Here is a 22,144-nt window from a genome sequence, read left to right on the forward strand (position 1 = left end):
TCAACGGGTGATTGGCGGGTTTTACGGATAACGGCTGTGCTGGGCGAGCCGATACGGCACGACCGCGTGCGCGCGCTTATCACGAAACGGTAACGCTACTCCATTTTTGCGCGCGGGACCTCGGCGAGTTGCTCAGATGAGCGGTTCGTCCACCAGGGACGGGAAGAGGTCGAGCAGCCATTCGGCCTGCCGCGCGGGATCGGCGCCCCGTGGCCACCCGGCGATCGACACCGTGAGCGTCGGCGTTCCCGGCAGGCCGCGGAGGAGTTCGCCCAGCTGCTCGGCCCGCTCCGGGCTCGTCACCAGCACCGCGATGTCGCACGGGCCGACGGATCCGGCGGATTCACTGGGGCCGAGGTGCGGCCGGAGGTGGTCGGCGATCGTGGTCCGCACCGACATCGCGGACCAGGGCGCCTTCGCCGGTTCCCACCGCGCCACCACGACGTGCGGGTCCACGTCGCCGTAGCCGGGCGAGGTCAGGTCGTGCACGAAGGCGGAGCGGGTCCGCAACCCGGTCACGGGATCGGTGCCGTGCGCGAGGAGTGCGTCGCGGGCGACGATCTCCCGCACCGCGCGGGCGGCGGCCGCCACCAGGTCCGCGGGGGCGGGCCCCAGCGTAGCCCCGGGCAGGCACGAAGCGAGTGCGTCGACGTCGCGCTCGAAGTCACTGTCCGTGGCGGCCGAGCCGAGGCGCTGGTCGGCGAGTTCGCGCAGCGCGGGGAGCAGGCCGCTGCCGGTCAGGCAGGCCTCGACGACGGCGGGCGCCGCGTCGGTCTCCCAGTCGAGGTCCGCGGGCCAGCCGAGTTCGTGTGAGCGCGCCCGCCAGCGGGTCAGGAGGGTCGTCACCGCCGCGGACACCGCGTCTCCCGCCGGTTGTGTGGTCCGTTCACGTTCCTCGTCGCCGTGACGGTGCGCCGGCGGGCTCTCCACTACCGAACCACCCCTCGCGCGATCCACCCCGCATCGAGGGTGATGCTACTCACGGTGTGCGTGGGCTGTCGAGGTGAGCCGGGACCGCGGTCAACGCTGGTTCCACAGGGAGCAGGCCCAGCGCGTGCGGCGCTGCACGCGGGCACCGCGATCGTCGGTGACACGATCAGTTGATCAACGTTTTGGGAAGGCCCTGCGGACGATCATCATCGGGTGGGTGGGAACGACGCGTTGCGCGCCTTCTTCGCGCGGTGCCGTGAGTACGGCATCGACGTGCAGGAAGCCCGGCGTGCGCTGGCCCGCGCCCGGACGGACGTGCGCGCCGGGCGGGTCCTCGAGGTCGACCCCTACAAGCTGGCGTGGCGGCGGCTGCGGCGCCGCCACACCTGACCGCGCCGGGCTGTGACCCCGATCGCATCCGAACGTGTCGGTCCGTTTGGCGACATGCCGAGCGAGGGTGCGCCGTCTCCACACCGGAGCGACGAACACGAGGGGGCACGGATGATCTGGCGCGGCAGGGTACGGGTGGCGAACGGATCCGCTGTGCTCCGGTGCTACCGCCGCACGGTGTGCGCGTGCGGGCGCAAGCAGCGCAGGCTCCAGGTGTTCGGCACGCCCCTGCGCGACGAGGCCGGCGCCGTCCGTTCGCCGCGCAGTCTCCGGCGTGCCCTGCGTGCCGCGGCGAAGGCGTGGCAACCGGATCGGACGTGCGACGCGTGCGCCCGCCGGTCACGAGCCGCTGTTCCGGACCGGAGCAACGTGACCGTGCGCTGACCCGCCCGGCGCGGCGGAACCGGGCGCGGTGGCGGCACGTCCATGCGAGGACAGCCCGCCCACGGAAGGACTTCCATGGCCCAGCCCTATCCCGCCCCGCCGCCGCGTCGCCGGTGGCCGCTCGTCGTGACCGCCCTCGTGGTGGGGCTCGTGGTCGGCGCGGGAGTCGTCGGGCTGGTCTGGATCGGCTCCGCGCCGGGCGCTGCCGCGTCGGACGCCAAGGCGGCCTGCGCGGCAGTGGAACGCACCACGTCGCTCGATCCCGGCACCCAGTACGCCGGTTTCCAGCGGTGGGGCGCGGCGTCGCAGCTCGCGGCGGCGGCAGCCGAGCAGGATCCGCGCTACCAGGCCCTCGCCGACGCGTTGAAGGCGCCGCTCGAGATCGTCACGCGGACCTTCGAGGCGTCCGGACCGGAGTTCGACGCGGCGATGAACCGAGCCAGGGCCGCCTGCGACGACCTCTAGGACGTGGTCAGCGGACGCCCGCCGGTGACCCGCAGCAGGTCCAGCTTGCCGGCGTCCGCGCTGCCCGCCGCCGTCGTGTAGGTGACCACTCGCAGGTCGGCGCCCGGCACCAGCAGCACGTCGCAGTCGAACAGGATGTCGCCGACCTCGGGGTGCGTGACCGTCTTGCGTTCGGACTCGTGCACGGCCGCCGTGGTCTGCGTGTCCCAGTACCGGGCGAAGGCGCCGGAGGTCCGGCGCAGCTCCCGCACCAGGCGGTCGAGCTGGGCGTCGGCCGGGTAGCGGGACACGGCGTCCTTCAGGTCGGCCACGAGCGACATCGCGAACGCCTCCGCGCCGCGCTCCGGCCGCACCGGCGGGGTGGCGCCGGTGAAGACCGCTCGCACCAGATTCCGGTCGGTGCCCGGTTCACCGAACAGGGCGGACCAGGTGGCGTTCCACCAGACCAGCGTCCAGTCCGCGGCGAACACGCCGATCGGCACGTCGCCGAGGCGCGCGACGAGACGCTGGACGCCCGCGGGCACGTGCACGTTCACCGTCCCGTCCTGCGGCGGCAGGAGGCCGGCCGCGCGGTAGAGCTGGTCGCGTTCGGGCCGGGACAGCTGCAGCGCCCGCGCCAGCGCGCCGACCACCTGCGCCGACGGGTTTTTCGCGCGGCCCTGCTCCAGGCGCAGCACGTAGTCCACCGACAGCCCGGCCAGCTGGGCGAGTTCCTCGCGGCGCAGGCCGGGAGCGCGGCGGCCGGTCGTGACGGGCAGGCCGGCGTCGGCCGGAGACAGGCGGTCGCGCCAGGCGCGCAGCAGCCTGCCGAAACCGGTGTCGGGGGTGGTCACGGGTCCATTCTGTCCGTTCCCCGCCGGATCAGCGTGGGTACTGCTGGTCCCTGGCTGATCTCCGCGGCGGGCGGGACGGTGGTCGCATGAGCCACACGATCGTCATGACCGGCGCCAGCCGCGGCATCGGGCGCGTCGCCCTGGAAGAGATCCGTCGGCGGGACCCCGATGCGCACGTGGTCGTCGTCGCGCGAACGGACCTCGGCGACGGCACGGTGACCGCGGATCTGAGTTCGCTGCGCAGTGTCCGGGACGCCGCCAGCGCGATCCGCGACCGGCTGGACCGCGGTGACCTGCCGCCGCTGCGCGCGTTCGTGGGGAACGCGGGCGTCCAGCACACGAACGCGCTCACGGTGGGGCCGGACGGGTACGAGTCGACCTTCACGGTCAACGTGCTCGCCAACCACGTGTTCGTCCGCGTGCTGCAGGACCGTTTCACCACCCCAGGGCGGGTCGTGATCACCACCAGCGACACCCACTTCGGCGACTTCCGCCACAACCTGGGGCTCGTGCCCGGCCCGGTCTGGCAGTCCCCGGACGTGCTCGCGCGGCCCGGCGCCTTCCCGGACCCGTCGAGCGCGGCCGCGGGGCGCACCGCGTACTCGACGAGCAAACTGGCCACCATCCACCTGGTGCACGAGTACGCGCGGCGCCTGCCGCCAGGGGTCGCTGCCGTGGCGTACAACCCGGCGTTCGTGCCCGGCACCGGACTCACCCGCGACGCCAATCCGGTCGTCCGGTTCGCGGTGCGCCGGATCCTGCCCGCGATGACCTGGACGCCGTGGGCGACCAGCCCCGCCACCGCGGGTCGATTCCTCGCCGACGTCGTCCTCGGTGCGATCGACGCGCCGAGCGGGTCCTATGTGGACCGAGGCGCGGTCGTCCCGTCGTCCCCGGAGTCCTACGACCCGCGGCGCGAGCGGGAGCTCTGGGATGCGGCCGAGCGGTTCGCCGCGGTCCGGGTGTAACCTATTTGACTGCTCGGAAAGCCTTGCGGCGCAAGCTAAACTGCGCGCATGGGAGTGAAGGCGAAGATCGGGACCGCCGGGGCGGCGCTGGTGGTGGCGGCGGGTGTGGCGTGGACGCTGGGCCCCGGGCTGAACGGGTTGAGCGACGACGCGCCGGCGATCGCGCTCGGGATCGGCGCCCGGCCGCCCGCGGTCGCGCCGCCGGCCGAGACTCCTGTCGTCCCGCCCGCTCCGGAGGTCACCCGGCCCGCGCCGGACCAGGTCGGCGGGGTCCTGCCGGTGAACCGGCCGGGCAGGGCGACCCCGCCGGTTCCGGTGCCGTCGGTGCCGGCGCCCGGGCTCCCGGTGCCGGGCGCGCCGACGCCCGAGGTGCCACCGGGTGCGCCGTCCTCGCCCGCGGAACCCACCTCGCCGGCGACCCCCACCCCGCCGTCCTCGTCGCCCGCACCGGACCCGACGCAGCCCCAGCCGGCGAGCGGCTGTGTGTCGGACACGCGGCTGGGTTCGCTGATCTGCGGGATCGCGGGCGCGCTCAGCTGATCGCCCTCCCGCGGGCGGCCGTTGATCGGTAGGTTGGCGAAAACACCTGGGCGACTCCCTCGCCCCCTGCTGCCGACGAATCAACGACTCAGGGCACTAGTCGCGACCACCAGGCGGTAGCCGACGTCCAGTGAATCCCGGTCCAGGAGGTCGTGGTGACGGCGCTGCCACTTGCCGGAGCTGAGGTCTTCGGCCAGTTTTCGCACCGCAGGTAGCACCACGTCCGACGGCAGCGCCGCCACGCCGGACATGCCCGCCCGCACGTCGTCGTCCAGGTAGCTGTGCGGGCGTCGCCAGTAGGCGGCCAGGAAACCGTCGCTGCAGTCCCACGGGACGGGCACCGGCTGGACCACCACCCGCCGGTCCGGGCCGCTCAGCCCGCGCACCACCGCGTCCAGATTCGCCAGGCCCCGCTCCCGCTCGGCGATCTCCGGCAGGTACTCGCCGACGAGCCAGTACCGCGCCATCACCTCGACGTCCCACGTGAACACCACCTGCCGCCGGGACACGCGGCGCAGCTCGGCGAGCCCGGCCGCCGGGTCGCGCCAGTGGTGCACGGTCAGCACGGCGAGCGCGGCGTCGAACCGGTGGTCGGCGCACGGCAGGTGCTCGGCGAGCGCGCACACGGCCGGGGCCGAACCGGGCGGCCGCTGGCGCAGCATCGTCGCCGACGGTTCGACCGCCAGCACGTCCCGGCGGTCCGGCTCGTACGATCCGGCGCCCGCGCCGACGTTCAGCACCGTCGCGGCCGCACCGAGCGCGGCGTGCACCTGGCGGGCGATCCGCGGATCCGGCCGCCGCACCGACGAGTAGCCGCGTCCGAACGAGCCGTAGGGGTCTGCCATTCCCGGCACCCTAGCTCGATGCGGTGATGAGCGCGTTGATCCGGGTGATGCGGGTATCGCGGAGCCATGCGTGCATCGGTGTTCCTCGCCGTACTGGCGATCGCGTTCGTGCCGGCCACCGCTGCGGCACAAGAGGTTTCCACGTTCGACGGCCGCGACTGCCCGCAGGGCAGCCTGTGCCTGTACCGGGACCACGGCTTCACCGGCGGCGGTCTGGCCCTGCGACCGGGGGACCGGGTCGGCGACCTCGCCACCTACGACCTCGCCGACCGGATCTCGTCCTGGACCAACGACACCGGCGTCACCTGCACCTGGTACGAGAGCCCCGACTTCTACGGCAGGGCGCACGAAATGCTCCACGGCTACCGCGTCGACCTGCCCGGGCCGGAGGACGACACCCCCTCGTCGGTCGAATGCGGCTGACGGCCGGGTGAACAACTGCCGAACAGCTCGGGGAGAAGTGATCTTCCGGCTCGCGCTCGCACAAGATGGATGTCTCGTCCTGTGTCCCCAGCGCGGAGGCCCGGTTGTCCAACTTTCCCTGGGAAATCGTCCTGGCGGTGCTGGCGCTCGTGGTGCCGGTGTTCGCGTTTCTGTGGGAGTTCGTGTTCGTCGGGCGCAAACGGCTCGGCTACCGCGTGCAGGTCGACACCACCGCGCGGCAGGAGGTCGCGGCTGAGAACGCGGGCGCGCTGCAACGCCTGGACGACAAGGACGGCAAGGCGCTGACCGACCCGTCGTTCGTGCTGGTGCGCATCGAGAACACCGGCACGACGAACATCGACAGCCAGGACTACGCCGTCCTCAGCAACGTCCAGGCGGGCGTGAAGATCAACTTCCCGGACCGCCGCGTCGCCGGCATGGTCGTGACCGAGCTGAGCGACGACTTCCTGCGTGAGAACTTCGGCGAGAACTCCGGTCTCGGCGTGGACAACATCGTCGACAGCGACGGCCGCAACGTCGGCGTCATCCAGCTGCCGAAGGTGCCGCTGAACCAGGGCCAGCACTACAAGGTCCTCGCGGTGCTCGACCGCGCCGGGCCGAAGGTGAAGAAGTGCCCGGACCCGGTGGTGATCGCCGGCATCAAGGGCGGCGTGCGCAACGGCGCGATCCGGGAGACCAAGAGCCGCACCGGAATCCCGCGCTGGCTGACCGTGCTGGTGTACCTGCTGGTGTCGGTCGCGCTGGCCGAACCGTTCGTGATCGGGCTGGCCACGCAGGACCCGCCGCCGCTGGACTGCGCTTCCGGATCGCTCACCGTCACCGGCTCCACCGCGTTCGCCCCCGTCGTGCGGGAAGCCACCGGCTCCTACAGCCGCACCTGCCCGGGCGCGAAGTTCACCATCGAGATGAGCGGCAGCACCGACGGCCTGGAACGGGTCAACGCGGCCAAGAGCGGTGACGTGCTGGCGTTTTCCGACGGGGTGAAGGGCGACCGGTCACCGCAGTTGCTGCCGCGGCCGATCGCGTTCCTGCTGTTCACGATCGTCATCCACCCGGACGCCGGGGTGCAGGACCTGACCGCGGCGCAGGTGCGTGACGTGTTCGCCGGGCGCGTCCGGAACTGGAAGGAGCTGGGCGGCGCGGACCAGGAGGTGCGGATCGTGGACCGGGAAGCGCTTTCCGGCACGCGCACGACGTTCGAGCAGCAGGTGCTCGACGCGATCGAGCCGGGGGAGAACTCCAACGACTGCGTCGAGCCGCGACGCCCGGGCACGGCCGCCGACGTGATCCGCTGCCGCCGCAACGACACCGAGTCGCTGCTCGACGCCGTGGCCGCCACCCCGGGCGCGATCGGTTACAGCGAACTCGGCGCCGCGGAGAAGCGGGCGGACGTGCGCACCGTCTGGATCGACGGCCAGAAGGCGAGTGTGCAGGGCGCCGACCACGGCGTGTACCCGTTCTGGCAGACCGAGTACGCCTACACCTACGGCGAACCGAAGGCCGACTCGCTCGCGGCGAGCTTCCTGCGGTACCTGACGAACCAGGTGGGCGCCGACATCGTCCGCTCGCACGGCGACCGGCCCTGCGCCGAGCTGGCGAACCCGGTGCTGTGCCGGCCGGAGACGTGACGGAGCGCCGGGCGGGATCGCTCGGCGCTCCGCTCAGAGTTCGGCAGCCTGCTTGAGCCAGTTGGCGAACAGTTCGTCGTCGATCTCGCCGGGCTCCCGCAGCTTCACGCTCGCCATCCCGCGCGCTCCCGGCTGCAGGCGGCCGGACGGGTCCGCGATCTCCTGGCCGCGCCAGAAGCCGAACGTGACGTGCTTGGGGTAGGCCTTGACCAGGCACACCGCCTGCTTGCCGGGCGCGGGGCCGAGGCTCCACACCGGGTGTCCGTGCCACACGGCGCCGGTTCCGGGCAGGGCGGTCTCGATCAGGCCGACCAGGCGTTCGGCGATCTCGCGCTGGGCGGCGGGCAGCTTCTCGACGTATTCGGTGACGGTCATGGCAGGACTTCCGTTCAGCGGAGACGGGCGGCGACGACGGAGATCCACAGCATGGCGGTGATGGCGCCGACGGCGAGGGTGAGCGAACCGGCCGGACCGCCGGCCATCGCCCAGCCGTCGCCGACGAGCAGGGCCGTGCCGGCGAGGTGCGACAACACCGCGTCGCGACCGGAGAACCGGCGTCCCAGCACGTGGCAGGCGGCGATCAGCGACGCGAAGGTCACGGTGCCGGCGATCATGTGCCCCACGCCGTGCCAGGACAACCCCACGGCGTCCATCGGGAAGACCCCGGCGGCGACCAGGCCCACGCCGGCCGTCAGCACGAGCCGGGGCGCCCACTTGCCGGGCAATCCGTTCGCGCCGGCGACGGTGAGGACGCCGGCCACCACGAAGTTGGCGATCTGCAGCCAGCCCAGCGAGCCGGTGCTCAACAAGCTGAGCGGTTGCCGGGTGAGGTCGAAGCCGTCGCGGGTGGCCGCCTGGGCGAGGGAGACGGTGGCCCACAGCGGGCCGGCGACGGCCAGCGCGGTCAGACGGGACGCGGCGGGCCGGAGGGCGGTGGTGGTCATTTCGGGGTTCCTTTCTCGGAGGGTCATCCACACGTCGTCCGGGCGATGTGACAGGGAATGCGCCGCTAAGCTGGGCCGATGCGATTTCTGATGATGCAGATGGGGACCGGCCAGGCCCCCGACGAGGAGTTGTTCGCCGAGATGGGCAAGTTCATCGAGGAGATGACGGCCTCCGGTGTGCTGCTGGCGACCGGTGGGCTCGACCCGGCCGGCATGCGGGTGGCCTCCGAGGGCGACGAGATCACCGTGACCGACGGCCCGTTCACCGAGGCCAAGGAGTCGGTGGGCGGCTTCGCGCTGGTCGAGGTGAGCTCCAAGGAGGAGGCCGTCGAGCTGGCCCGCCGCTTCCGCCGGATCGTGGGGGACGGTGAGAGCCGCATCCACCAGGTCTTCGGGTGACCGACGTCCGCGGCACGGTCGACGCGGTCTGGAAGCGGGAGTCGGCGAACCTCGTCGGCGGGCTGACGCGGCTGGTGCGGGACGTCGGTCTCGCCGAGGAGCTGGCCCAGGACGCGCTGGTCGCGGCGCTGGAGCAGTGGCCGTCGTCCGGCGTGCCGGACAACCCGGCCGCCTGGCTGATGACCACCGCGAAGCGTCGCGCGATCGACCACCTGCGGCGGATCGAGCGGCTGGAGCGCAGGCACGAGCAGCTCGCGCGCGAGTTGGCGCAGCCGCGGGACGTTCAGCACGACGACGTCCTGCGGTTGATGTTCCTGTCCTGCCACCCGGTGCTGCCGACCGAGCAGCGGGTCGCGCTCACGCTGCGGGTGGTCGGCGGTCTGTCGGCGGCGGAGATCGCGCGCGCGTTCCTGACCACCGAGCAGCAGGTCGCGCAGCGCATCGCGGCGGCGAAGCAAACGCTTGCGGGCGTGTCGATCGAGCTGCCCGAAGGCGCCGCGTTGGCCGAGCGGCTGTCGTCGGTGCTCGGGGTCGTGTACCTGATCTTCAACGAGGGCTACTCCGCCACCGCCGGGGACGACCTGATGCGGCCCGGCCTGTGCCAGGAGGCGCTGCGGCTGGGCCGTCTGCTGGCCGAGCTCGCGCCGGACGAGGCCGAGGTGCACGGGCTGGTCGCGTTGATGGAGATCCAGGCGTCCCGGTCGGCCGCGCGCACCGGGCCACGCGGGGAACCGGTGCAGCTGCACGAGCAGGACCGCGACCGCTGGGACCCGTTGCTGATCCGGCGCGGGTTCACCGCGATGCTGCGGGCGCGCGATCTCGGCGGGCCGCCGGGGCCGTACGTGCTGCAGGCGGCGATCGCGGTGTGCCACGCGCAGGCCCGAACCGCGGCGGACACCGACTGGCGGCAGATCGCGGTGCTCTACGACGCGCTGGTCCGGCTGCTGCCCACGCCGGTCGTGCGGCTGAACCGGGCGGTCGCGGTGGGTCGCGCCCACGGCCCGGCGGCCGGGCTCGCACTGGCCGACGAGCTGCTCGCCGATCGCACGCTGCGGGACTATCACCTGCTGCCCAGCGTGCGTGGCGATCTGCTGGCGGAGCTGGGCCGGAGCGCCGAGGCGCGGGTGGAGTTCGCACGGGCCGCGGCGCTGGCGAAGAACACGGCCGAGCGCGACTTCCTGTTGCGGCGCGCGGACGAGCTGGGGCCCGCGGAGCCGGTCGCGACGCTGGGGCGGGCGGCGGCGGACTTCCTGGCGCGGGACGACCTGGACGCCTCGACGCTGCGGTCCTACGGCCAGACCCTGCGCCGGTTGTGCCTGGCGCTGGGCGACCGGCGGCCGCTGGAGTCGCTGACCGGGGACGACGTCACCGGCGTCTTCGAGGTGGCGTGGGGCGACGCGGCGGCGAAGACGTGGAACCGGCACCGGTCGGCGGTCCGGTCGTTCGGGGCGTGGGTGGGGCGGCCGGAGCTGGCTGACGGCTTGGAGCGGCGCGCGGAGAGCCGGTCACGCGTGCCGGGTCTGGCGGACGACCTGCTGCGTCGCTTGTGGACGGTGGAAGCGCCCGTGCGGGAGCGGACGTTGTGGCGGTTGCTGCACGAGTCGGCCGCCGGGGTGCGACCGGTGCTGTCGCTGAACGTGGAGGACCTGGACCTGGCGGACCGGCGGGCGCGCGCGGGTTCGCGGTGGGTGACGTGGTGCTCGGGCACGGCGCGCCTGCTGCCCGAACTGCTCGGCGGGCGCACGCGCGGGCCGGTGTTCCTGGCGGACCGCCGCCCCGGCCCGGCCCACATGCGGCGCGCCGCGGACCTCTGCCCGGACACCGGCCGCGGGCGGCTGTCCTACGAGCGCGCGGAGTACCTGTTCAAGCAGGCGACGCGCCCCCTGGACCCCTCGGGACGCGGCTTCACGCTGCGGCAGCTGTGGTCGCGGCGGGGTGCGTAGCGGTGGTCCGTGGGGCCGCGGCAATTGAAATCACGCCAGGGCCAGCAGGCGCAACCAGTCCCGATCCGCGCCCTCGACCGTGAGCAGTGCGGCCAGCACTCCGGTGGCTCCCGTGAGCAGGCTCAGGTCCGTCATCACCAGCACGTCGGGCAGCCGCGTGTGCAAGAACCGGAGCAGGCGGTCCCGCAAGGGGCCGCCGACGGGGGAGTTCCTCGCGAACGCGTCGGCGATCAGCAGGACCCCCGCGGCGCCGTGGCAGAGGCTCAGTGGGTGGTCGCTCAGGTGGACCTCCTCGTCGTACGCCGCGCACAGTGTGTCCATCGCCCGCAGGCCGGCATCCGCGAACGCGCCGCCCGCCGTCCACAGTGCCCACGCGATCCCGGGCGTGCCATAGCACCACGCCTGCCGCCGCACCACCGCACGTCGCGGGCCGTCCGGGCGGGAGCGCCACGACACCACGCCCAGCTCGTCCGTCTCCTGGTGCTCGACCAGCCACGACGCCAGATCCGGCGACCCGCCCGGCCCCAGCACGGCCAGTGGGCGCGCCACCCCGTGCGCCAACCCGGTCACGACCCCGCCCCGCGCCCACGCCGGCGCGGCCCCGCCGATGCGGAACCCGCCGGGCACATCCAGCGCGGCCAGGTGCTCCCGCGCTGCCGCGGCCTCGGGCAGCACCGCCAGCAGCCCGGCCGGTCCGGAAACCAGGTCGTAGTCGGCGAAACCGACCTCGCGCGACCGCCAGCCGCCGCCCGGCGCCAGCCGCTCAGTGGTCCGGTCGGCGAGCGGCCCCAACGCGGGATCGACCCGCGCGGCCAGGCGCAGTCCGGCCAGGACCCCGGCGAACCCGCCGTGCAAACCAGTGTCCGAGCAGCGCGGGATCGCCCGCAACCAGGCCCGCAGCGCCGCCCGGCTCGCCGGGTGGTCGCCGAGCAGCGTGGCGAGCACGGCCGCCCCGGCATCGGGTGCGGCCGTGCTCGCTTCCTGCTGCTCGGCCCAGGTCGTGAGGACCGTGGCGGCGGCGCCGGTCAGCTCCCGCGCCATCCCGTACCGGTCAGCACACGAACCAGCTCGCATCTTCGTCGCCGCAATACCCGCTGCACAGCAGCAGGGAGGGCGGCTTACCGGTTTCCGGGTCCCCGGAACTGCTGATCCGCGCGTCCAGCCGCTCGACCAGACCGTCCAGTTCGGACAGCTCAAGCGTCGACTCCATGATGAACTCCTTCCGTTGGTTTCCTCTACCCACCGACTGCGGTGGTCTCTGGGGCGCGCCGCGCGCGCCGGGTGGTGATCCGCTGCCAGGCGGCGGTCACGTCGTCGGCCAGCCGGGACGGCGATGCGCCCAGCGGCAACCGCACCACGGCCTGCGCCGCTCGCCGCGATCCGTCCACATCGGACACCGTCAGGTCGTCGGGCGCGGGTAGCATCTCCTCCAGCACCAGGCCGCCGACCGCGGGGTCGGCCAGCATCCGGTCGAACACCCGCAGCGTGGCGACGCTGTCCAGGTCGACCGGCTGGGACCGGCGGCCGTCCCGGGCGAACACCCACCGCGGCGCGCCGGTCACCAGCCGCAGGTTCGCCAGCGCCCGCATCCGCGCGAACCGGTCGCCGCCCGGCTCCGGCAGCACGTCCCGGCCCGCGAACACCGTCGCCGGCGCGATCACCAGGTCCGGGTCGACCAGCAGCCGCGGTGTGCGGGCGCGGCCGGGGAAGGCGGCGCGCGGATCGCCGAACCCGTGCGACACCGCGAGCCGCCGGGCCGGGGACGCCGCGGTGAGCAGCGAAACCACCAGGTCCCACGGCGGCGGTGGCCGCCGGGTCGCGTGGTAGACCGGCCACAGCACCTGGCCGGCGCGGTCCTCCGCGATCACGCCACGCGCGTCGCGGCGGAGCGTGATCTCGTCCAGCGGCAGGTAGCGGCGCATCCCGGCCGGATCGTCCACATAGGTCGCCGGGTCGGCGTCACCGGTCCAGGTTCGCGTGTAGCGCGGGCGGCGCACGGTGTTGGCGCCCTGGCTGCCCTGCGGCGGCACGAGCACCTCGACGAGCTCCGCGCCGCACCGGGCCGCCGTCTCGGTCAGGAACGCGCGGTGCGCGCTGACCTGCGGGACCTCGCCGTGCAGGCTCTGCAGCGCGGCGGCGAACCGCGCGTCCGTCACGCCCGCCGGGGTGACGGCCTCCAGCACGGCCCGGCCTTCCGGCAGCGGGCGGAGCAGGCAGTCGACCGGCCACGGCGACGGCCGCGCGGGCGGCGCGCCCAGGTAGTCCAGCACCGCCGGGCCGAGTTCGATCTCGCTTTCGTCAGCGTGCCGGGCCATCCACTCGCACAACCGCTGGTAGGTGGTCCGCGGCCGTGGTTCTGGCCACGCCGAGCCGGGCAGGGCGGGCCGGGGCGGCTCGCCGGAGTCCAAGGCCTCCGCGACGATCTCCGACAGCGGCCGGGGGTCGGGGCCGACGAGGTCGAGCGCGGGGTGCGACCGACGGTCGGCGATCACCGCGGCGAGCCGTCCCGCGTGGGCGACCAGCTCGGGCAGCCGCGACGGCACCGGGACGCCGCCGTGCGCGCGCCGGTAGACGTCGGTGAACCCGTCGCCGGGCTCGGCGGCGACCCGCCAGCGGTGCAGCCGCCCGGTCGGCGCCGACGACACCTGCACGAGCCCCAGCTGCGCCAGGTGCCGCAGGAACTCGCGCAGCACCGGCTTGCGCCGCGCGTCCGGTGCGAGCAGCGTGACGACGTCCCGGGTGCGCATCGCCCGCGCGCCGAGAACCCGGCACAGCGCGTCCACCACCGGCGTGCGCCGGATGTCGCCGCGCCGCACCGCGTCCGGCCCGTCGTGGTCGGCGACGTGCCAGCACAGCCGGTCGCCCTCCGTCCACCGCAGCGCCGTCAGGCTCAGCCACGCGTCCGGCAGGACCGGGGCCGCGGTCAGCCTGCGGCGGTCCTCCTGGATGTTGGTGAGCCGGTGCACCGCGTGGTCGCCGACCGTCAGCGGCCCAGGGCCGGTCCCGGCCAGGGCGACGTGTGCGAGCCAGCCGCGCGGGGTGGTCTTGAACGCGGCCCGGAACAGCAGCCGCAGCAGGTAGTCGGCGCGTTTGCGCAGTGCTTTGCCGGTCCACGGCTCACCGGCGGCGAGCCGGGCGCGGATGTCCTCGACGACGCCGGGCGCGGTGGCGGCGACCATCCGGGCCGCGGCGGGATCGGCGGTGATCAGGTCCCACACCAGGCCGTGGTGCATCCGGGCGGTCTGCTCGACCGCGTCGTGCAGCGCGGCGGTCTCGGCGGCCAGCGCGGCGCCCCACTCGGCGATCCGCGCCAGCGGACGGTAGTCCAGGTCCCCGGGCTGGACGAACTCGCCGCGGTGCAGGCGGCGCCGGACGTCGAGCGCCTGCCGCCGCGCCTCGCGCGGCAGGGCCGGGACCAGCTCCGCGCCCATGCGCTCGGCCACGTCCGCGGCGCACGCGCGGTAGGCGGTCTCGGCGCGGACCAGGTGACGCATCCGTTCGGTCAGGTCGGGCGTGCCGAGCGCGGCGGGCAGCGCCGCGGGCAGGCCCGCCACCCTCACCAGTGCGGGATCAGTCATCGCCCGCCGCCAGCGACTCGGCGATCAGGACCTGCCTGCCGAAGCTCAGCGTCCCGCGGTTCCAGTGGAACACCACGTAGTAGCAGGCCGCCTCGCGAGGTCCGACCCGCGCGCCGTCCGCGGTGAAGTAGTGGTTCCACCACCCGTCGAGCAGCGGCCGGATCTCCTCGGCGTGCCGCTCGGCCAGCCGCCGGGCAGGCCCGGGCACGGTCGCGGCCAGCTCGTCCGGGTGGTGCCACCACCGGCGCAGGCCGGCCGCCGCGACCGCGGTGTCGACCGGCTCGGGGTGCCGCCGCCCGGTCTCGCGGACTCGCGCCCACACGTCCCGGTCCTCCCAGCCGGCGATCCGCAGCCCGTCGAAGACACCGCGCAGCATCAGCATCGACAGCGCCCACTGCGGGCAGCCGGACGGCCGGGTGTGGTGGTCGAGCCAGGTCAGCGAGTCCACGGTGAACAGCCGGTGCGCCCACGCCATCGAGCGGGGACCGCCGAACAGGTGCGCCTCCGGCTCGTACACCGACGGCACCGCCCTGGTCACCAGGCCGATGTCCTGCCACAGCCGGATCCGCTTGCGCAGCAACGCTTCCACGTGCTCGGCGTGCCCGGGCGCGGGAGCGAGGCGCAGGCGCAGCCCCGGTGGCTTGTGCATCACGAAGAAGTCGTCGATCGTCTGCTGCCACAACCAGTCCCGTGCCAGCGCGGCGATCGCGCCGTGCAGTTCCGGCAGATCCGGCGTTTCCAGGCCCCACTGCACCCACCGGTCCTCCTCGGCGGCGAGCGCGGCCGCGCCCGCGGTGAGGAACGTGGTGAACTCGCGGCTGGTCCGCCCCTCGGACAGCGCGCTGACGCAGTCGGCGAGGAAATCCCGCATGGGCACGGACTTCTCCCGCAGGCGCACGGTCGCAGGCACCGCCATCTCGCCTCCCGAAAGGAATTCTCGAAACGGTTTCCGGAAATGCGGAAATCCGTATTCAGTCTGTGCCGGGAGGCGGACGGCGGAAAGTGCGGGAACGGCTTTTCGCCGGGTCGAACGACCCCTGAACGTGGTGACCTGGCGAGCCGCGTCCGGCGCCGGGACACAGGGTCACGGCGGCCGGACGCGGCTACTCACACCGGTCAGCGCGGAACCGCTCGGGTCAGCGGTTTCGCCACACCGGTTTCCTTTTCTGCGCGAACGCCGCCGGTCCTTCGAACGCGTCCTGGCTGACGAGGAGTTCGTCGAGCGCGGGCGAGGGGTGCCGGACGGCTTCCACGGTGTTCGCGAACCCGTCCGCCTCCGCCATGATCCGCAGCGAGGTGCGCACCGACGTCGGGGAGCCCTCCAGGATCGCGGCGGCCAGCTCGCGTGCGACCGCCAGCGCCTGCCCGGCCGGCGCGACCCGGCTGACCAGGCCGTAGGACTCGGCCTCCGCGGCGGACAACCGCCTGCCGGTGAGGATCACGTCGTTCGCGACCTTCGGCGGGATCGCGCGCGGCAGCCGCACCAGGCCGCCCGCCGCGGCGACCAGGCCGACCCGGACCTCGGGCAGGCCGAACTGCGCGGTCTCGTCGGCGACCACGAGGTGGCAGGCGAGGGCGATTTCGCAGCCACCGCCCAGCGCGAACCCGTTGACCGCGGCGATCACCGGTTTCGGCAGGGATTCGCGGCTGGTGAGCCCGGCGAACCCGTTCTTGGGCACCCACATCGGTTTCCCGCTCGCGGAGTAGACGAGGTCGTTGCCCGCGGAGAACGCCTTGTCGCCGGCGCCGGTGAGGATCGCGACCCACAGGTCCGGGTCGGCGAAGTAGGCGTCGAACACCTCGTCCAGCTCGGCGTTGGCAGGCGGGTGCAGGCTGTTGCGTGAATCCGGGCGGTTGATGGTGACTTCGAGCAGGTGTCCGTCGCGGCGCACCAGGATGTGCTCGTAGTCGTCGCGGAAACCCGGCGCGCGCGGCGGGAACAGCTCGGCCATCCGCTCGGCCGTCATCGTGACCCGGTTGCCGAACCCGAACGAGCGCACGTGGATCTTGCTGCCGATCGGCTCGCCGTCCAGCAGCCTGCCGAGCGTCTCCTCGTCCTTGGTGGAGGCGAGGAAGCGGCGGCCGTCGTCGAGCCGTCCGATGACCACGGCGCTGCCCGCGGCGTGCTGGACGGTGTAGGTCTCCAGCGTGGCCCAGCCGTCCGGGTGCACCGTGGTCGGCACCGCGGGGCGCGCGTCCAGCTCGGCCTGCAGTTCGGCGCTGCGGCCGGGCCGCCACGGCGCCGGGGTCGTGGAGTACACACCGGCGGAGTACTTGGACAGCATGCCGCCGTTGGCGCCGACCAGGCCGAACGCGCCCGGCCGCGCGCGCAGGCGCACGACGGTCTCGGCGATCGCGTGTGTCGAGTAGTTGTTGCCGGGGCCGCCGAAGAACGGCAGGCCACCCGTGACGGTGAGGCCGCGCGGGTCGTCCGGGGCCAGGCCGAGCCCGTCGCAGACGGCGAACACGGCGACCGGGAAGCAGCTGTACAGGTCGATGGTGGCCAGGTCGCCGACCCCGATGCCGGCGAGGTCCAGCGCGTGCCGCACCGCCATCACCGCGGCGGGCGACCCGCTCAGGTCCTCGCGCTCCAGCAGCGGCTGTTCCTCCAGGTCGGCGTGGCCGTGCAGGAACACCCACTTGTCCTCGGGCACGCCGAGCCGCCGCGCGGCGCCCACCGACATCAGCAGCACCGCGGCGCCCTGGTTGACCTGCTCGCGGGCGATCAGGAACCGCGTGTACGGGTCGGCGATCGGGCGGTTGCGCTCGGTCGGCGTCGCCAGCTCGCGGGCGTCGCGCCGCACCGGCGCGGCCGCGTGCGGGTTGGCCGCGGCGACCGCGGTGAACGGCGCGAACAGTTCGCCCATCGCGAGCGCGTAGTCCTCGCGGGACAGGCCGAGCCGGGCGCGGCGGGCGTTCTCGAACAACGCGTACTGGCTGGTCGGTTCGAGCAGGCCGTGCGCCAGCATCTGCCTGTTGGCCAGGCCCTTCAGCCCGAACCCGCGGTCCTCCAGGTCGCCGTCGACGTGCTCGGTGAAGTCCGGCTTGTCGTCGGCCTGCTGCAGGTGCCGGACCGTGGAGATGGCCTCCGCGCCCACGACCAGTGCGACCTCGGCCCCGCCTGCGGCGATCGTCCCGGCCAGCTCGGTGACCAGGTGCTGGGGCGACTGGCCGCCGGTGACCTCCAGGATCGCGCGGGCGGGTGCCGCGCCGACACGGTTCGCGACCGAGCGCGGGAAGTTGTCCGACCGGCCCAGCGGTGAGTGCGAAATCGGCGTGGAGATCTCGAACTGGCGGATGCCCGCGACGGTGTCGACGGCGGACGCGACGTCACCCGGGTCCGCGCCGGTGTCGGCGAGGGCGTCCCGGGCCGCCGCGGCCGCGAGTTCGACCGCGGACAGCCCGCGGTAGCCGGGATCGTCGATGCGCTCGGACGCCTGGCCGACGCCGACGAGGACCGGCGTCCGGTGATCGAGAGAGGTCATACCGAACGGTAACCCGGCGGCGCGCTCTCGATCACCGGTCCCGCATCACGAACTCTGCGCGATGTTGACCATCCACGAGACACCGAACCGGTCCAGGCACGCGCCGAACTCGTCGCCCCACATCTGCTTCTCCAGCGGGACGGTGACCGTGCCGCCGTCGGACAGCTTGTCCCAGTAGCCGCGCAGCTCGTCGGCGTCCTCGCCGCTGAGGCTGATCGACATGTTGTTGCCGGGCTGGTGCTCCATGCCGGGCGGGGTGTCCGAGGCCATCAGCGTGAAGCCGCGCTCGGTTTCGAGCTGGGCGTGCATGACCTTGTCCGCGTCGGCGCCTTCCATGCCGCCGAAGTCGCCGAAGGTGTTGAGGTTGAGCTCGCCGCCGAAGACCTGCCGGTAGAACTCCATCGCCTGCCGCGCGTCGCCGGCGAAACTGATGTACGGGTTGAGCCGCGAAGCCATTTCCGGGTCTCCCTCCATCGCGAAGGGGGCCAATCCTCGCAGACCGCCCTGCCTGCGACAACACCCTGCGGGGTAGGAAAAACTCCGCCAGAATCGGCCCGTGACCGGGTCGGTTTGGTACGTGGGTTACGGGTCCAACCTGCACGCCGCGCGGCTGCGGTACTACCTGGAGGGCGGCACGCCGCCGGGCGGGCGGCGGTCGTGCCCCGGGTGCCGTGACCCGCGTCCGCCGGAGCGGATCGTCGCCCACTCGATGCCCGGCGCGGTGTACTTCGCGACCGAGTCCGCGACGTGGGGCGGCGGCCGCGCGTTCTACGACCCGTCGTTGCCGGGAACCGCGGCCGGCCGGGCGTACCTGCTGACGGTCGGGCAGTTTTCGGACCTGGCGGCGCAGGAGATGTACCGCGCGCCGGACGGCGACCTGGACCTGACGACGGTGCTGTCGGCGGGCCGGGACGTGCTGGGGCCGGGGCGCTACGAGACGTTGCTGCACGTGGGCGACCTGGACGGGTTCCCGGTGCTGACGTTCACCGCTCCGTGGGCCGCCGACGAGGTGCCGTGGAACCCGCCGTCGGCGGTGTACCTGCGGATGCTCGGCGACGGGTTGCGGGAGTCGCACGGCTGGCCGCCGCCCCGCGTGGCCGAGTACCTGTGCGGCCTGCGCGGGGCGGCGGGCTTCTGGTCCGTGGACGAGGTGGCAGACCTGCTGGCTCAGTAGGCCAGCTCGGCCAGGCGCTCGGGGTCGGAGATGATGTCGATCGCCGCGATGAGGTCGTTCACCACCGTGAACGCGAAGAGCGTCTGCGGGCGGCCGTCGCGCAGGATGAGGCGGCCCGCGACGCCGTTGACCAGCACCGGGACCGGCTGCCCGCCCTGGCCGGACTGCCGGAAGGTGAGCGCCTGCCCGGCCACCGCCTCGGCCCCGCGCACCAGCCGGGCCGCGCCCGCGGGCAGGGTGGCGGCCTCGGCCCGCAGCACCACGTCCGGGTCCAACACGCTGACCAGCGCGGCGAAGTTCCCGTCCCGCGCGGCGGCGAAGAACGCGTCCACCACCTCGCGCTGCCGGGTCACGTCCCCGTCCGGCACCGTCGGGCTGCCCTGGATCCGCCGCCGCGCGCGGCTCGCCAGCTGGCGGGCCGCGGCCGGGGTCCGGTCCACGATCGGGGCGATCTCGTCGAACGGCAGCGCGAACATGTCGTGCAGCACGAACGCCAGCCGCTCCGCCGGGTCGAGCGTGTCCAGCACGACGAGCAGCGCCAGCCCGACCGAGTCGGCGATCAGCGCCTGCTGCTCGGGGTGCGAGCCGTCCTCCGGGACGATGATCGGGTCCGGCAGGCGCTCCGGGTACTCCTCGCGGCGCGACGACCGCGACCGCAGCATGTCCAGGCACACCCGGCCGACCACGGTCGTCAGCCAGCCGCCGAGGTTGCGCACCTCGCCGGCGTCGCTGCGGCTGAGCTTCAGCCACGCCTCCTGCACCGCGTCCTCGGCCTCGGTCAGCGAACCCAGCATCCGGTACGCCACCGCTCGCAGGTGCGCCCGGTGCGACTCGAACCGCTCGGCCAGCCACTCGTTCTCGGTCATACCGCTCTGACGGATCCCGTCACGCCGATGTGACCGGCTGGGAGACCCGGATCACGATCAGGCACGAGTCGTCCTCGGTGTCGGACGTCGCCTCGGCCAGCAGCTGGTCGCTGATCCGCTCCACGTCCGCGCCCGCGTGGCAGGCCGCGGCGGCCAGCCGGTCCAGGCTGTCGTCGAGCAGCACGCCACGCCGTTCGATCAGCCCGTCGGTGAACAGGACCAGCGTGTCCGCGGGCCGCAGCTCCAGCGTGGTCTCCTCGAACCGGGCGTTCGGCCGCGCGCCGAGCAGGATCCCGCGCGGCAGGGACAGCTGCTCGGCCACGCCGTCGCGCACCAGCATCGGCGGCAGGTGCCCGGCGCGCGCCCAGGTCAGCGTCCGGCTGTCCGGGTCGTACAGCCCGCACAACGCGGTGCCGGTGACACCGCGGTTGACCGTGAACGTCGTGGTGTTCAGCCATTCCAGCAGCCGTCCGGGGCTCGCCCCGGTCACGGCCAGCCCGCGCAGCGCGTTGCGCAACGCGATCATGCCGGTGGCCGCGCCGATCCCGTGCCCGGCGACGTCGCCGATCACGAGCAGGATCCGCCCGCTCGGCAGCACCGTCGCGTCGTACCAGTCGCCGCCGACCTTGTGCTCCTGCGCCGCGGGCCGGTACCGGACCGCGACGTCGAGCCCGTCCATCTCCACCGGCCGCGCCGCCGACGGCAGGATCGCCTGCTGCAGCTCCCGCGCGATCCGGTTCTGCTGCTGGGCTTCGTGTTCGGTGTCGGCCAGCCGGTCGCGCGTGGCGTTCAACGCGACTTGGCTCTGGTACTGCGCCGACAGGTCCTGGTAGATCCCGCGCACCGCGACCAGCTGCCCGCTCTCCGACAGCACCGGCTCGCCGTGCGCGCGGATCTGCCGGTGCGTGCCGTCCGGCCGGATCAGCCGGAACACCGTCGCGGCCTCCTGACCCGCCAGCAGCGTGGTCTGGAACGCCTCGGCGATCGGCAGGTCCTCGGGGTGGACGTAGGTGCACAGCTCGTCCCACGCGACCGGGCCCGCCGACAGCGGCAGCCCGAACAGCTCGAAGGTCTGCTCGGTCCAGGTCATCTCGCCGGTGAGGACGCTGTGCTCCCAGCTGCCCAGCCGCGCGATGTGCTGCAGGTTGTGCAGCAGCTGCGCGAGCCGGTGGTCGTCGTGCCCGACGGTCAGCACGATCCGCACGCCGTCCAGGAACCGGGTGATCCGCACGTCCACCGTCGCGGGGGTGGCCGCGCCGCCGGTCCGGGCGACCAGCGGGACCGGCCCGAGCCGCGCGCTCGCGCCGGTGGTGAGCACCTCCACCGCGCGGTCGGTGAGCCCGTACGCGCACAGCAGCGGGTACGCCCTGGTCAGCCCGCGGCCGACCAGTTCCGCGGGCTGCCGCCCGTGCGGGTCCTCGAAGTCCTCGCCGGCCTGGGCGATCTCGAAGTCGGTCACCTGGCCGGACTCGTCCGAACGCGGCCGGGCGAACAGGCCGGAGTCCAGCAGGCCCACCATCGACGGCAGCGCCCCGACCGGCTGCGTGCCGAGCACGATCTCCCGGCCGCACAACGCGGCGAGCGCGGTGAGCCGTCGTTTCTGCTCCGGCGGGAACAGCGGCAGCGGCGCGGCCCAGACGAATTCCACCACGCCGGCGATGCTGCGCGAGGTGGTCACCGGGATCACCGCCCGCGCCCCGCGCCGGTCGTCCGCCGGCAGCGGCACGGCGGGGGCGAATCCCACCTCCGGGATCCAGTGCGGACGCCGTTCCCGCGCCGCCCGCTGCGGCAGGCAGTCCATCAGCACCGGGATGTGCCGCCAGCGGCTGGCCTCCAGCAGGCCGAGCCCGCTGTGCCCGGCGAGGGCCAGCGCGCCGTCCGGCCGCACCTGCCACACCACGACCGCGGCCGCGCCCGCGGTGCGCCGGACTTCCTCCAGCAGAGCCGAATTCTCCGCGGAGGCGTCGGGCAGCCGGGCGAAGTCGGGAGCGCTGTCGGGCTCGCACGGCGCCCGTGGCGGCCGGACCGCGCCCGCGACCAGGTCCGCGGCCAGCTCCGCGACGGTGATCCCGGTGCGCGCGGCCAGTTCGGCGAGGTGCGTGGCGGCCTCGGCGGGGGAGTAGCCGAGCCGTTCCACGAGGATGCCTTCGGCGACCGGGACGAGCAGCCCGCCGTCCCGTTCGGCGCGCAGCCGTTCGATCTCCTGCTGCTGGCACTCCACGACGGCGGCGAGCCCGGCGACGCGCGGATCGAGGTCGCTGGTCTGCGGCGGGTACTGGGCCGTCACTCGAGCCCCTCGGTCGCGGTGGGCGGACGAAACAAGTCTAG

Annotated in this window: 21 protein-coding genes and 2 pseudogenes; 10 read left to right on the top strand and 13 right to left on the bottom strand. The window is 73.7% G+C overall.

All coding sequences use genetic code 11. The annotated features are described in order from the left end of the window. Window positions 1-132: 132 nt before the first annotated feature. Window positions 133-858, bottom strand: a complete 726-nt coding sequence (locus AMY39116_RS0310670) for a hypothetical protein (protein WP_020417648.1) — start codon at window positions 856-858, stop codon at window positions 133-135. A 285-nt stretch (window positions 859-1,143) separates the two neighbouring features. On the opposite strand from AMY39116_RS0310670, the gene AMY39116_RS46030 reads away from it, so the two are divergent. Together AMY39116_RS46030 and AMY39116_RS42650 are read left to right on the top strand one after the other, a co-directional pair. Continuing rightward, window positions 1,144-1,320: a hypothetical protein gene (locus AMY39116_RS46030; protein WP_020417649.1), complete on the top strand. Its 177-nt coding sequence runs from the start codon at window positions 1,144-1,146 to the stop codon at window positions 1,318-1,320. Between the two features lie 459 nt (window positions 1,321-1,779). Continuing rightward, window positions 1,780-2,169 (top strand): hypothetical protein, encoded by a 390-nt coding sequence (locus AMY39116_RS42650; protein WP_020417651.1) that lies wholly within the window; start codon window positions 1,780-1,782, stop codon window positions 2,167-2,169. On the opposite strand, the gene AMY39116_RS0310685 is transcribed toward AMY39116_RS42650, so the two are convergent. Then, window positions 2,166-3,002 carry a helix-turn-helix domain-containing protein gene (locus AMY39116_RS0310685; protein ID WP_020417652.1) on the bottom strand — a complete coding sequence of 279 codons (837 nt, stop codon included), beginning with the start codon at window positions 3,000-3,002 and terminating at the stop codon, window positions 2,166-2,168. The genes AMY39116_RS42650 and AMY39116_RS0310685 overlap by 4 nt on opposite strands. Window positions 3,003-3,088: 86 nt before the next feature. Between AMY39116_RS0310685 and AMY39116_RS0310690 the strand changes: the two genes are divergently transcribed. Together AMY39116_RS0310690 and AMY39116_RS46035 are read left to right on the top strand one after the other, a co-directional pair. Continuing rightward, a complete protein-coding gene (locus AMY39116_RS0310690; RefSeq protein WP_020417653.1) occupies window positions 3,089-3,970 on the top strand; it encodes an SDR family NAD(P)-dependent oxidoreductase in 882 nt (293 codons plus the stop codon). Between the two features lie 48 nt (window positions 3,971-4,018). After that, complete coding sequence (locus AMY39116_RS46035; RefSeq protein ID WP_020417654.1) at window positions 4,019-4,510, top strand: hypothetical protein; 492 nt, start codon at window positions 4,019-4,021, stop codon at window positions 4,508-4,510. 80 nt (window positions 4,511-4,590) lie between these two features. On the opposite strand, the gene AMY39116_RS0310700 is transcribed toward AMY39116_RS46035, so the two are convergent. Then, window positions 4,591-5,355 carry a class I SAM-dependent methyltransferase gene (locus tag AMY39116_RS0310700; RefSeq protein ID WP_020417655.1) on the bottom strand — a complete coding sequence of 255 codons (765 nt, stop codon included), beginning with the start codon at window positions 5,353-5,355 and terminating at the stop codon, window positions 4,591-4,593. Between the two features lie 66 nt (window positions 5,356-5,421). Between AMY39116_RS0310700 and AMY39116_RS0310705 the strand changes: the two genes are divergently transcribed. Continuing rightward, the gene (locus AMY39116_RS0310705) at window positions 5,422-5,778 is read left to right on the top strand and encodes a peptidase inhibitor family I36 protein (RefSeq protein WP_020417656.1); all 357 of its coding nucleotides are present in this window, start codon (window positions 5,422-5,424) and stop codon (window positions 5,776-5,778) included. A gap of 104 nt (window positions 5,779-5,882) precedes the next feature. Next, window positions 5,883-7,427, top strand: a complete 1,545-nt coding sequence (locus AMY39116_RS0310710; protein WP_020417657.1) for a substrate-binding domain-containing protein — start codon at window positions 5,883-5,885, stop codon at window positions 7,425-7,427. Between the two features lie 33 nt (window positions 7,428-7,460). Here AMY39116_RS0310710 and AMY39116_RS0310715 read toward each other — a convergent pair whose 3' ends face one another. After that, window positions 7,461-7,802, bottom strand: coding sequence for a DUF1801 domain-containing protein (locus AMY39116_RS0310715; RefSeq protein WP_020417658.1), 342 nt, complete (start codon window positions 7,800-7,802; stop codon window positions 7,461-7,463). A gap of 14 nt (window positions 7,803-7,816) precedes the next feature. Next, complete coding sequence (locus AMY39116_RS0310720) at window positions 7,817-8,371, bottom strand: DUF998 domain-containing protein (RefSeq protein WP_020417659.1); 555 nt, start codon at window positions 8,369-8,371, stop codon at window positions 7,817-7,819. Between the two features lie 78 nt (window positions 8,372-8,449). Here AMY39116_RS0310720 and AMY39116_RS0310725 point away from each other — a divergent pair, with 78 nt between their 5' ends. The 3 genes and pseudogenes from AMY39116_RS0310725 to AMY39116_RS48100 all read left to right on the top strand — a co-directional run. Then, the gene (locus tag AMY39116_RS0310725) at window positions 8,450-8,770 is read left to right on the top strand and encodes a YciI family protein (protein WP_027935811.1); all 321 of its coding nucleotides are present in this window, start codon (window positions 8,450-8,452) and stop codon (window positions 8,768-8,770) included. Beyond that, window positions 8,767-9,978 (top strand): annotated as a pseudogene (locus AMY39116_RS48095) (RNA polymerase sigma factor); the annotation flags it as partial. The gene AMY39116_RS0310725 and the pseudogene AMY39116_RS48095, both read left to right, overlap by 4 nt. Before the next feature lie 75 nt (window positions 9,979-10,053). After that, window positions 10,054-10,713: pseudogene (locus AMY39116_RS48100) on the top strand (RNA polymerase subunit sigma); the annotation flags it as partial. A 30-nt stretch (window positions 10,714-10,743) separates the two neighbouring features. Here AMY39116_RS48100 and AMY39116_RS0310735 read toward each other — a convergent pair. From AMY39116_RS0310735 to AMY39116_RS0310760, 6 genes are all read right to left on the bottom strand, one after another. Further along, window positions 10,744-11,754, bottom strand: a complete 1,011-nt coding sequence (locus AMY39116_RS0310735; RefSeq protein WP_020417662.1) for a lanthionine synthetase LanC family protein — start codon at window positions 11,752-11,754, stop codon at window positions 10,744-10,746. 10 nt (window positions 11,755-11,764) lie between these two features. Next, the gene (locus tag AMY39116_RS46795; RefSeq protein WP_020417663.1) at window positions 11,765-11,923 is read right to left on the bottom strand and encodes a hypothetical protein; all 159 of its coding nucleotides are present in this window, start codon (window positions 11,921-11,923) and stop codon (window positions 11,765-11,767) included. 25 nt (window positions 11,924-11,948) lie between these two features. Then, window positions 11,949-14,291, bottom strand: coding sequence for a hypothetical protein (locus AMY39116_RS0310745; protein WP_039791399.1), 2,343 nt, complete (start codon window positions 14,289-14,291; stop codon window positions 11,949-11,951). Beyond that, on the bottom strand, window positions 14,284-15,207 hold the full coding sequence (locus AMY39116_RS0310750) for a thiopeptide-type bacteriocin biosynthesis protein (protein WP_020417665.1): 924 nt from the start codon (window positions 15,205-15,207) through the stop codon (window positions 14,284-14,286). Before AMY39116_RS0310750 ends, AMY39116_RS0310745 begins: the two co-directional genes overlap by 8 nt. 220 nt (window positions 15,208-15,427) lie before the next feature. Next, entirely contained in the window at window positions 15,428-17,776 is a 2,349-nt protein-coding gene (locus AMY39116_RS0310755) for an acetyl-CoA acetyltransferase (RefSeq protein WP_020417666.1), read from the bottom strand. A 45-nt stretch (window positions 17,777-17,821) separates the two neighbouring features. Beyond that, window positions 17,822-18,232, bottom strand: a complete 411-nt coding sequence (locus AMY39116_RS0310760) for a VOC family protein (RefSeq protein WP_020417667.1) — start codon at window positions 18,230-18,232, stop codon at window positions 17,822-17,824. A 100-nt stretch (window positions 18,233-18,332) separates the two neighbouring features. On the opposite strand from AMY39116_RS0310760, the gene AMY39116_RS0310765 reads away from it, so the two are divergent. Beyond that, window positions 18,333-18,950 (top strand): hypothetical protein, encoded by a 618-nt coding sequence (locus AMY39116_RS0310765; RefSeq protein WP_020417668.1) that lies wholly within the window; start codon window positions 18,333-18,335, stop codon window positions 18,948-18,950. Here AMY39116_RS0310765 and AMY39116_RS0310770 read toward each other — a convergent pair. Together AMY39116_RS0310770 and AMY39116_RS0310775 are read right to left on the bottom strand one after the other, a co-directional pair. Beyond that, on the bottom strand, window positions 18,944-19,816 hold the full coding sequence (locus AMY39116_RS0310770) for a sigma-70 family RNA polymerase sigma factor (RefSeq protein ID WP_020417669.1): 873 nt from the start codon (window positions 19,814-19,816) through the stop codon (window positions 18,944-18,946). The two genes, AMY39116_RS0310765 and AMY39116_RS0310770, sit on opposite strands and share 7 nt — an antisense overlap. 19 nt (window positions 19,817-19,835) lie before the next feature. Next, the gene (locus AMY39116_RS0310775) at window positions 19,836-22,103 is read right to left on the bottom strand and encodes a SpoIIE family protein phosphatase (RefSeq protein WP_020417670.1); all 2,268 of its coding nucleotides are present in this window, start codon (window positions 22,101-22,103) and stop codon (window positions 19,836-19,838) included. Window positions 22,104-22,144 lie beyond the last annotated feature (41 nt).

This window comes from Amycolatopsis sp. ATCC 39116 (assembly GCF_000231075.2).
GTDB classification, from domain to species: Bacteria; Actinomycetota; Actinomycetes; order Mycobacteriales; family Pseudonocardiaceae; genus Amycolatopsis_E; species Amycolatopsis_E tucumanensis.

Bases quoted from the DNA above. Each gene is read 5' to 3' on its own strand.
- AMY39116_RS42650 (WP_020417651.1), top strand. From the start codon at position 1,780: ATGGCCCAGCCCTATCCCGCCCCGCCGCCGCGTCGCCGGTGGCCGCTC.
- AMY39116_RS0310690 (WP_020417653.1), top strand. From the start codon at position 3,089: ATGAGCCACACGATCGTCATGACCGGCGCCAGCCGCGGCATCGGGCGC.
- AMY39116_RS46035 (WP_020417654.1), top strand. From the start codon at position 4,019: ATGGGAGTGAAGGCGAAGATCGGGACCGCCGGGGCGGCGCTGGTGGTG.
- AMY39116_RS0310700 (WP_020417655.1), bottom strand. From the start codon at position 5,355: ATGGCAGACCCCTACGGCTCGTTCGGACGCGGCTACTCGTCGGTGCGG.
- AMY39116_RS0310705 (WP_020417656.1), top strand. From the start codon at position 5,422: ATGCGTGCATCGGTGTTCCTCGCCGTACTGGCGATCGCGTTCGTGCCG.
- AMY39116_RS0310715 (WP_020417658.1), bottom strand. From the start codon at position 7,802: ATGACCGTCACCGAATACGTCGAGAAGCTGCCCGCCGCCCAGCGCGAG.
- AMY39116_RS0310720 (WP_020417659.1), bottom strand. From the start codon at position 8,371: ATGACCACCACCGCCCTCCGGCCCGCCGCGTCCCGTCTGACCGCGCTG.
- AMY39116_RS0310725 (WP_027935811.1), top strand. From the start codon at position 8,450: ATGCGATTTCTGATGATGCAGATGGGGACCGGCCAGGCCCCCGACGAG.
- AMY39116_RS0310735 (WP_020417662.1), bottom strand. From the start codon at position 11,754: ATGGCGCGGGAGCTGACCGGCGCCGCCGCCACGGTCCTCACGACCTGG.
- AMY39116_RS46795 (WP_020417663.1), bottom strand. From the start codon at position 11,923: ATGGAGTCGACGCTTGAGCTGTCCGAACTGGACGGTCTGGTCGAGCGG.
- AMY39116_RS0310745 (WP_039791399.1), bottom strand. From the start codon at position 14,291: ATGACTGATCCCGCACTGGTGAGGGTGGCGGGCCTGCCCGCGGCGCTG.
- AMY39116_RS0310750 (WP_020417665.1), bottom strand. From the start codon at position 15,207: ATGGCGGTGCCTGCGACCGTGCGCCTGCGGGAGAAGTCCGTGCCCATG.
- AMY39116_RS0310755 (WP_020417666.1), bottom strand. From the start codon at position 17,776: ATGACCTCTCTCGATCACCGGACGCCGGTCCTCGTCGGCGTCGGCCAG.
- AMY39116_RS0310760 (WP_020417667.1), bottom strand. From the start codon at position 18,232: ATGGCTTCGCGGCTCAACCCGTACATCAGTTTCGCCGGCGACGCGCGG.
- AMY39116_RS0310770 (WP_020417669.1), bottom strand. From the start codon at position 19,816: ATGACCGAGAACGAGTGGCTGGCCGAGCGGTTCGAGTCGCACCGGGCG.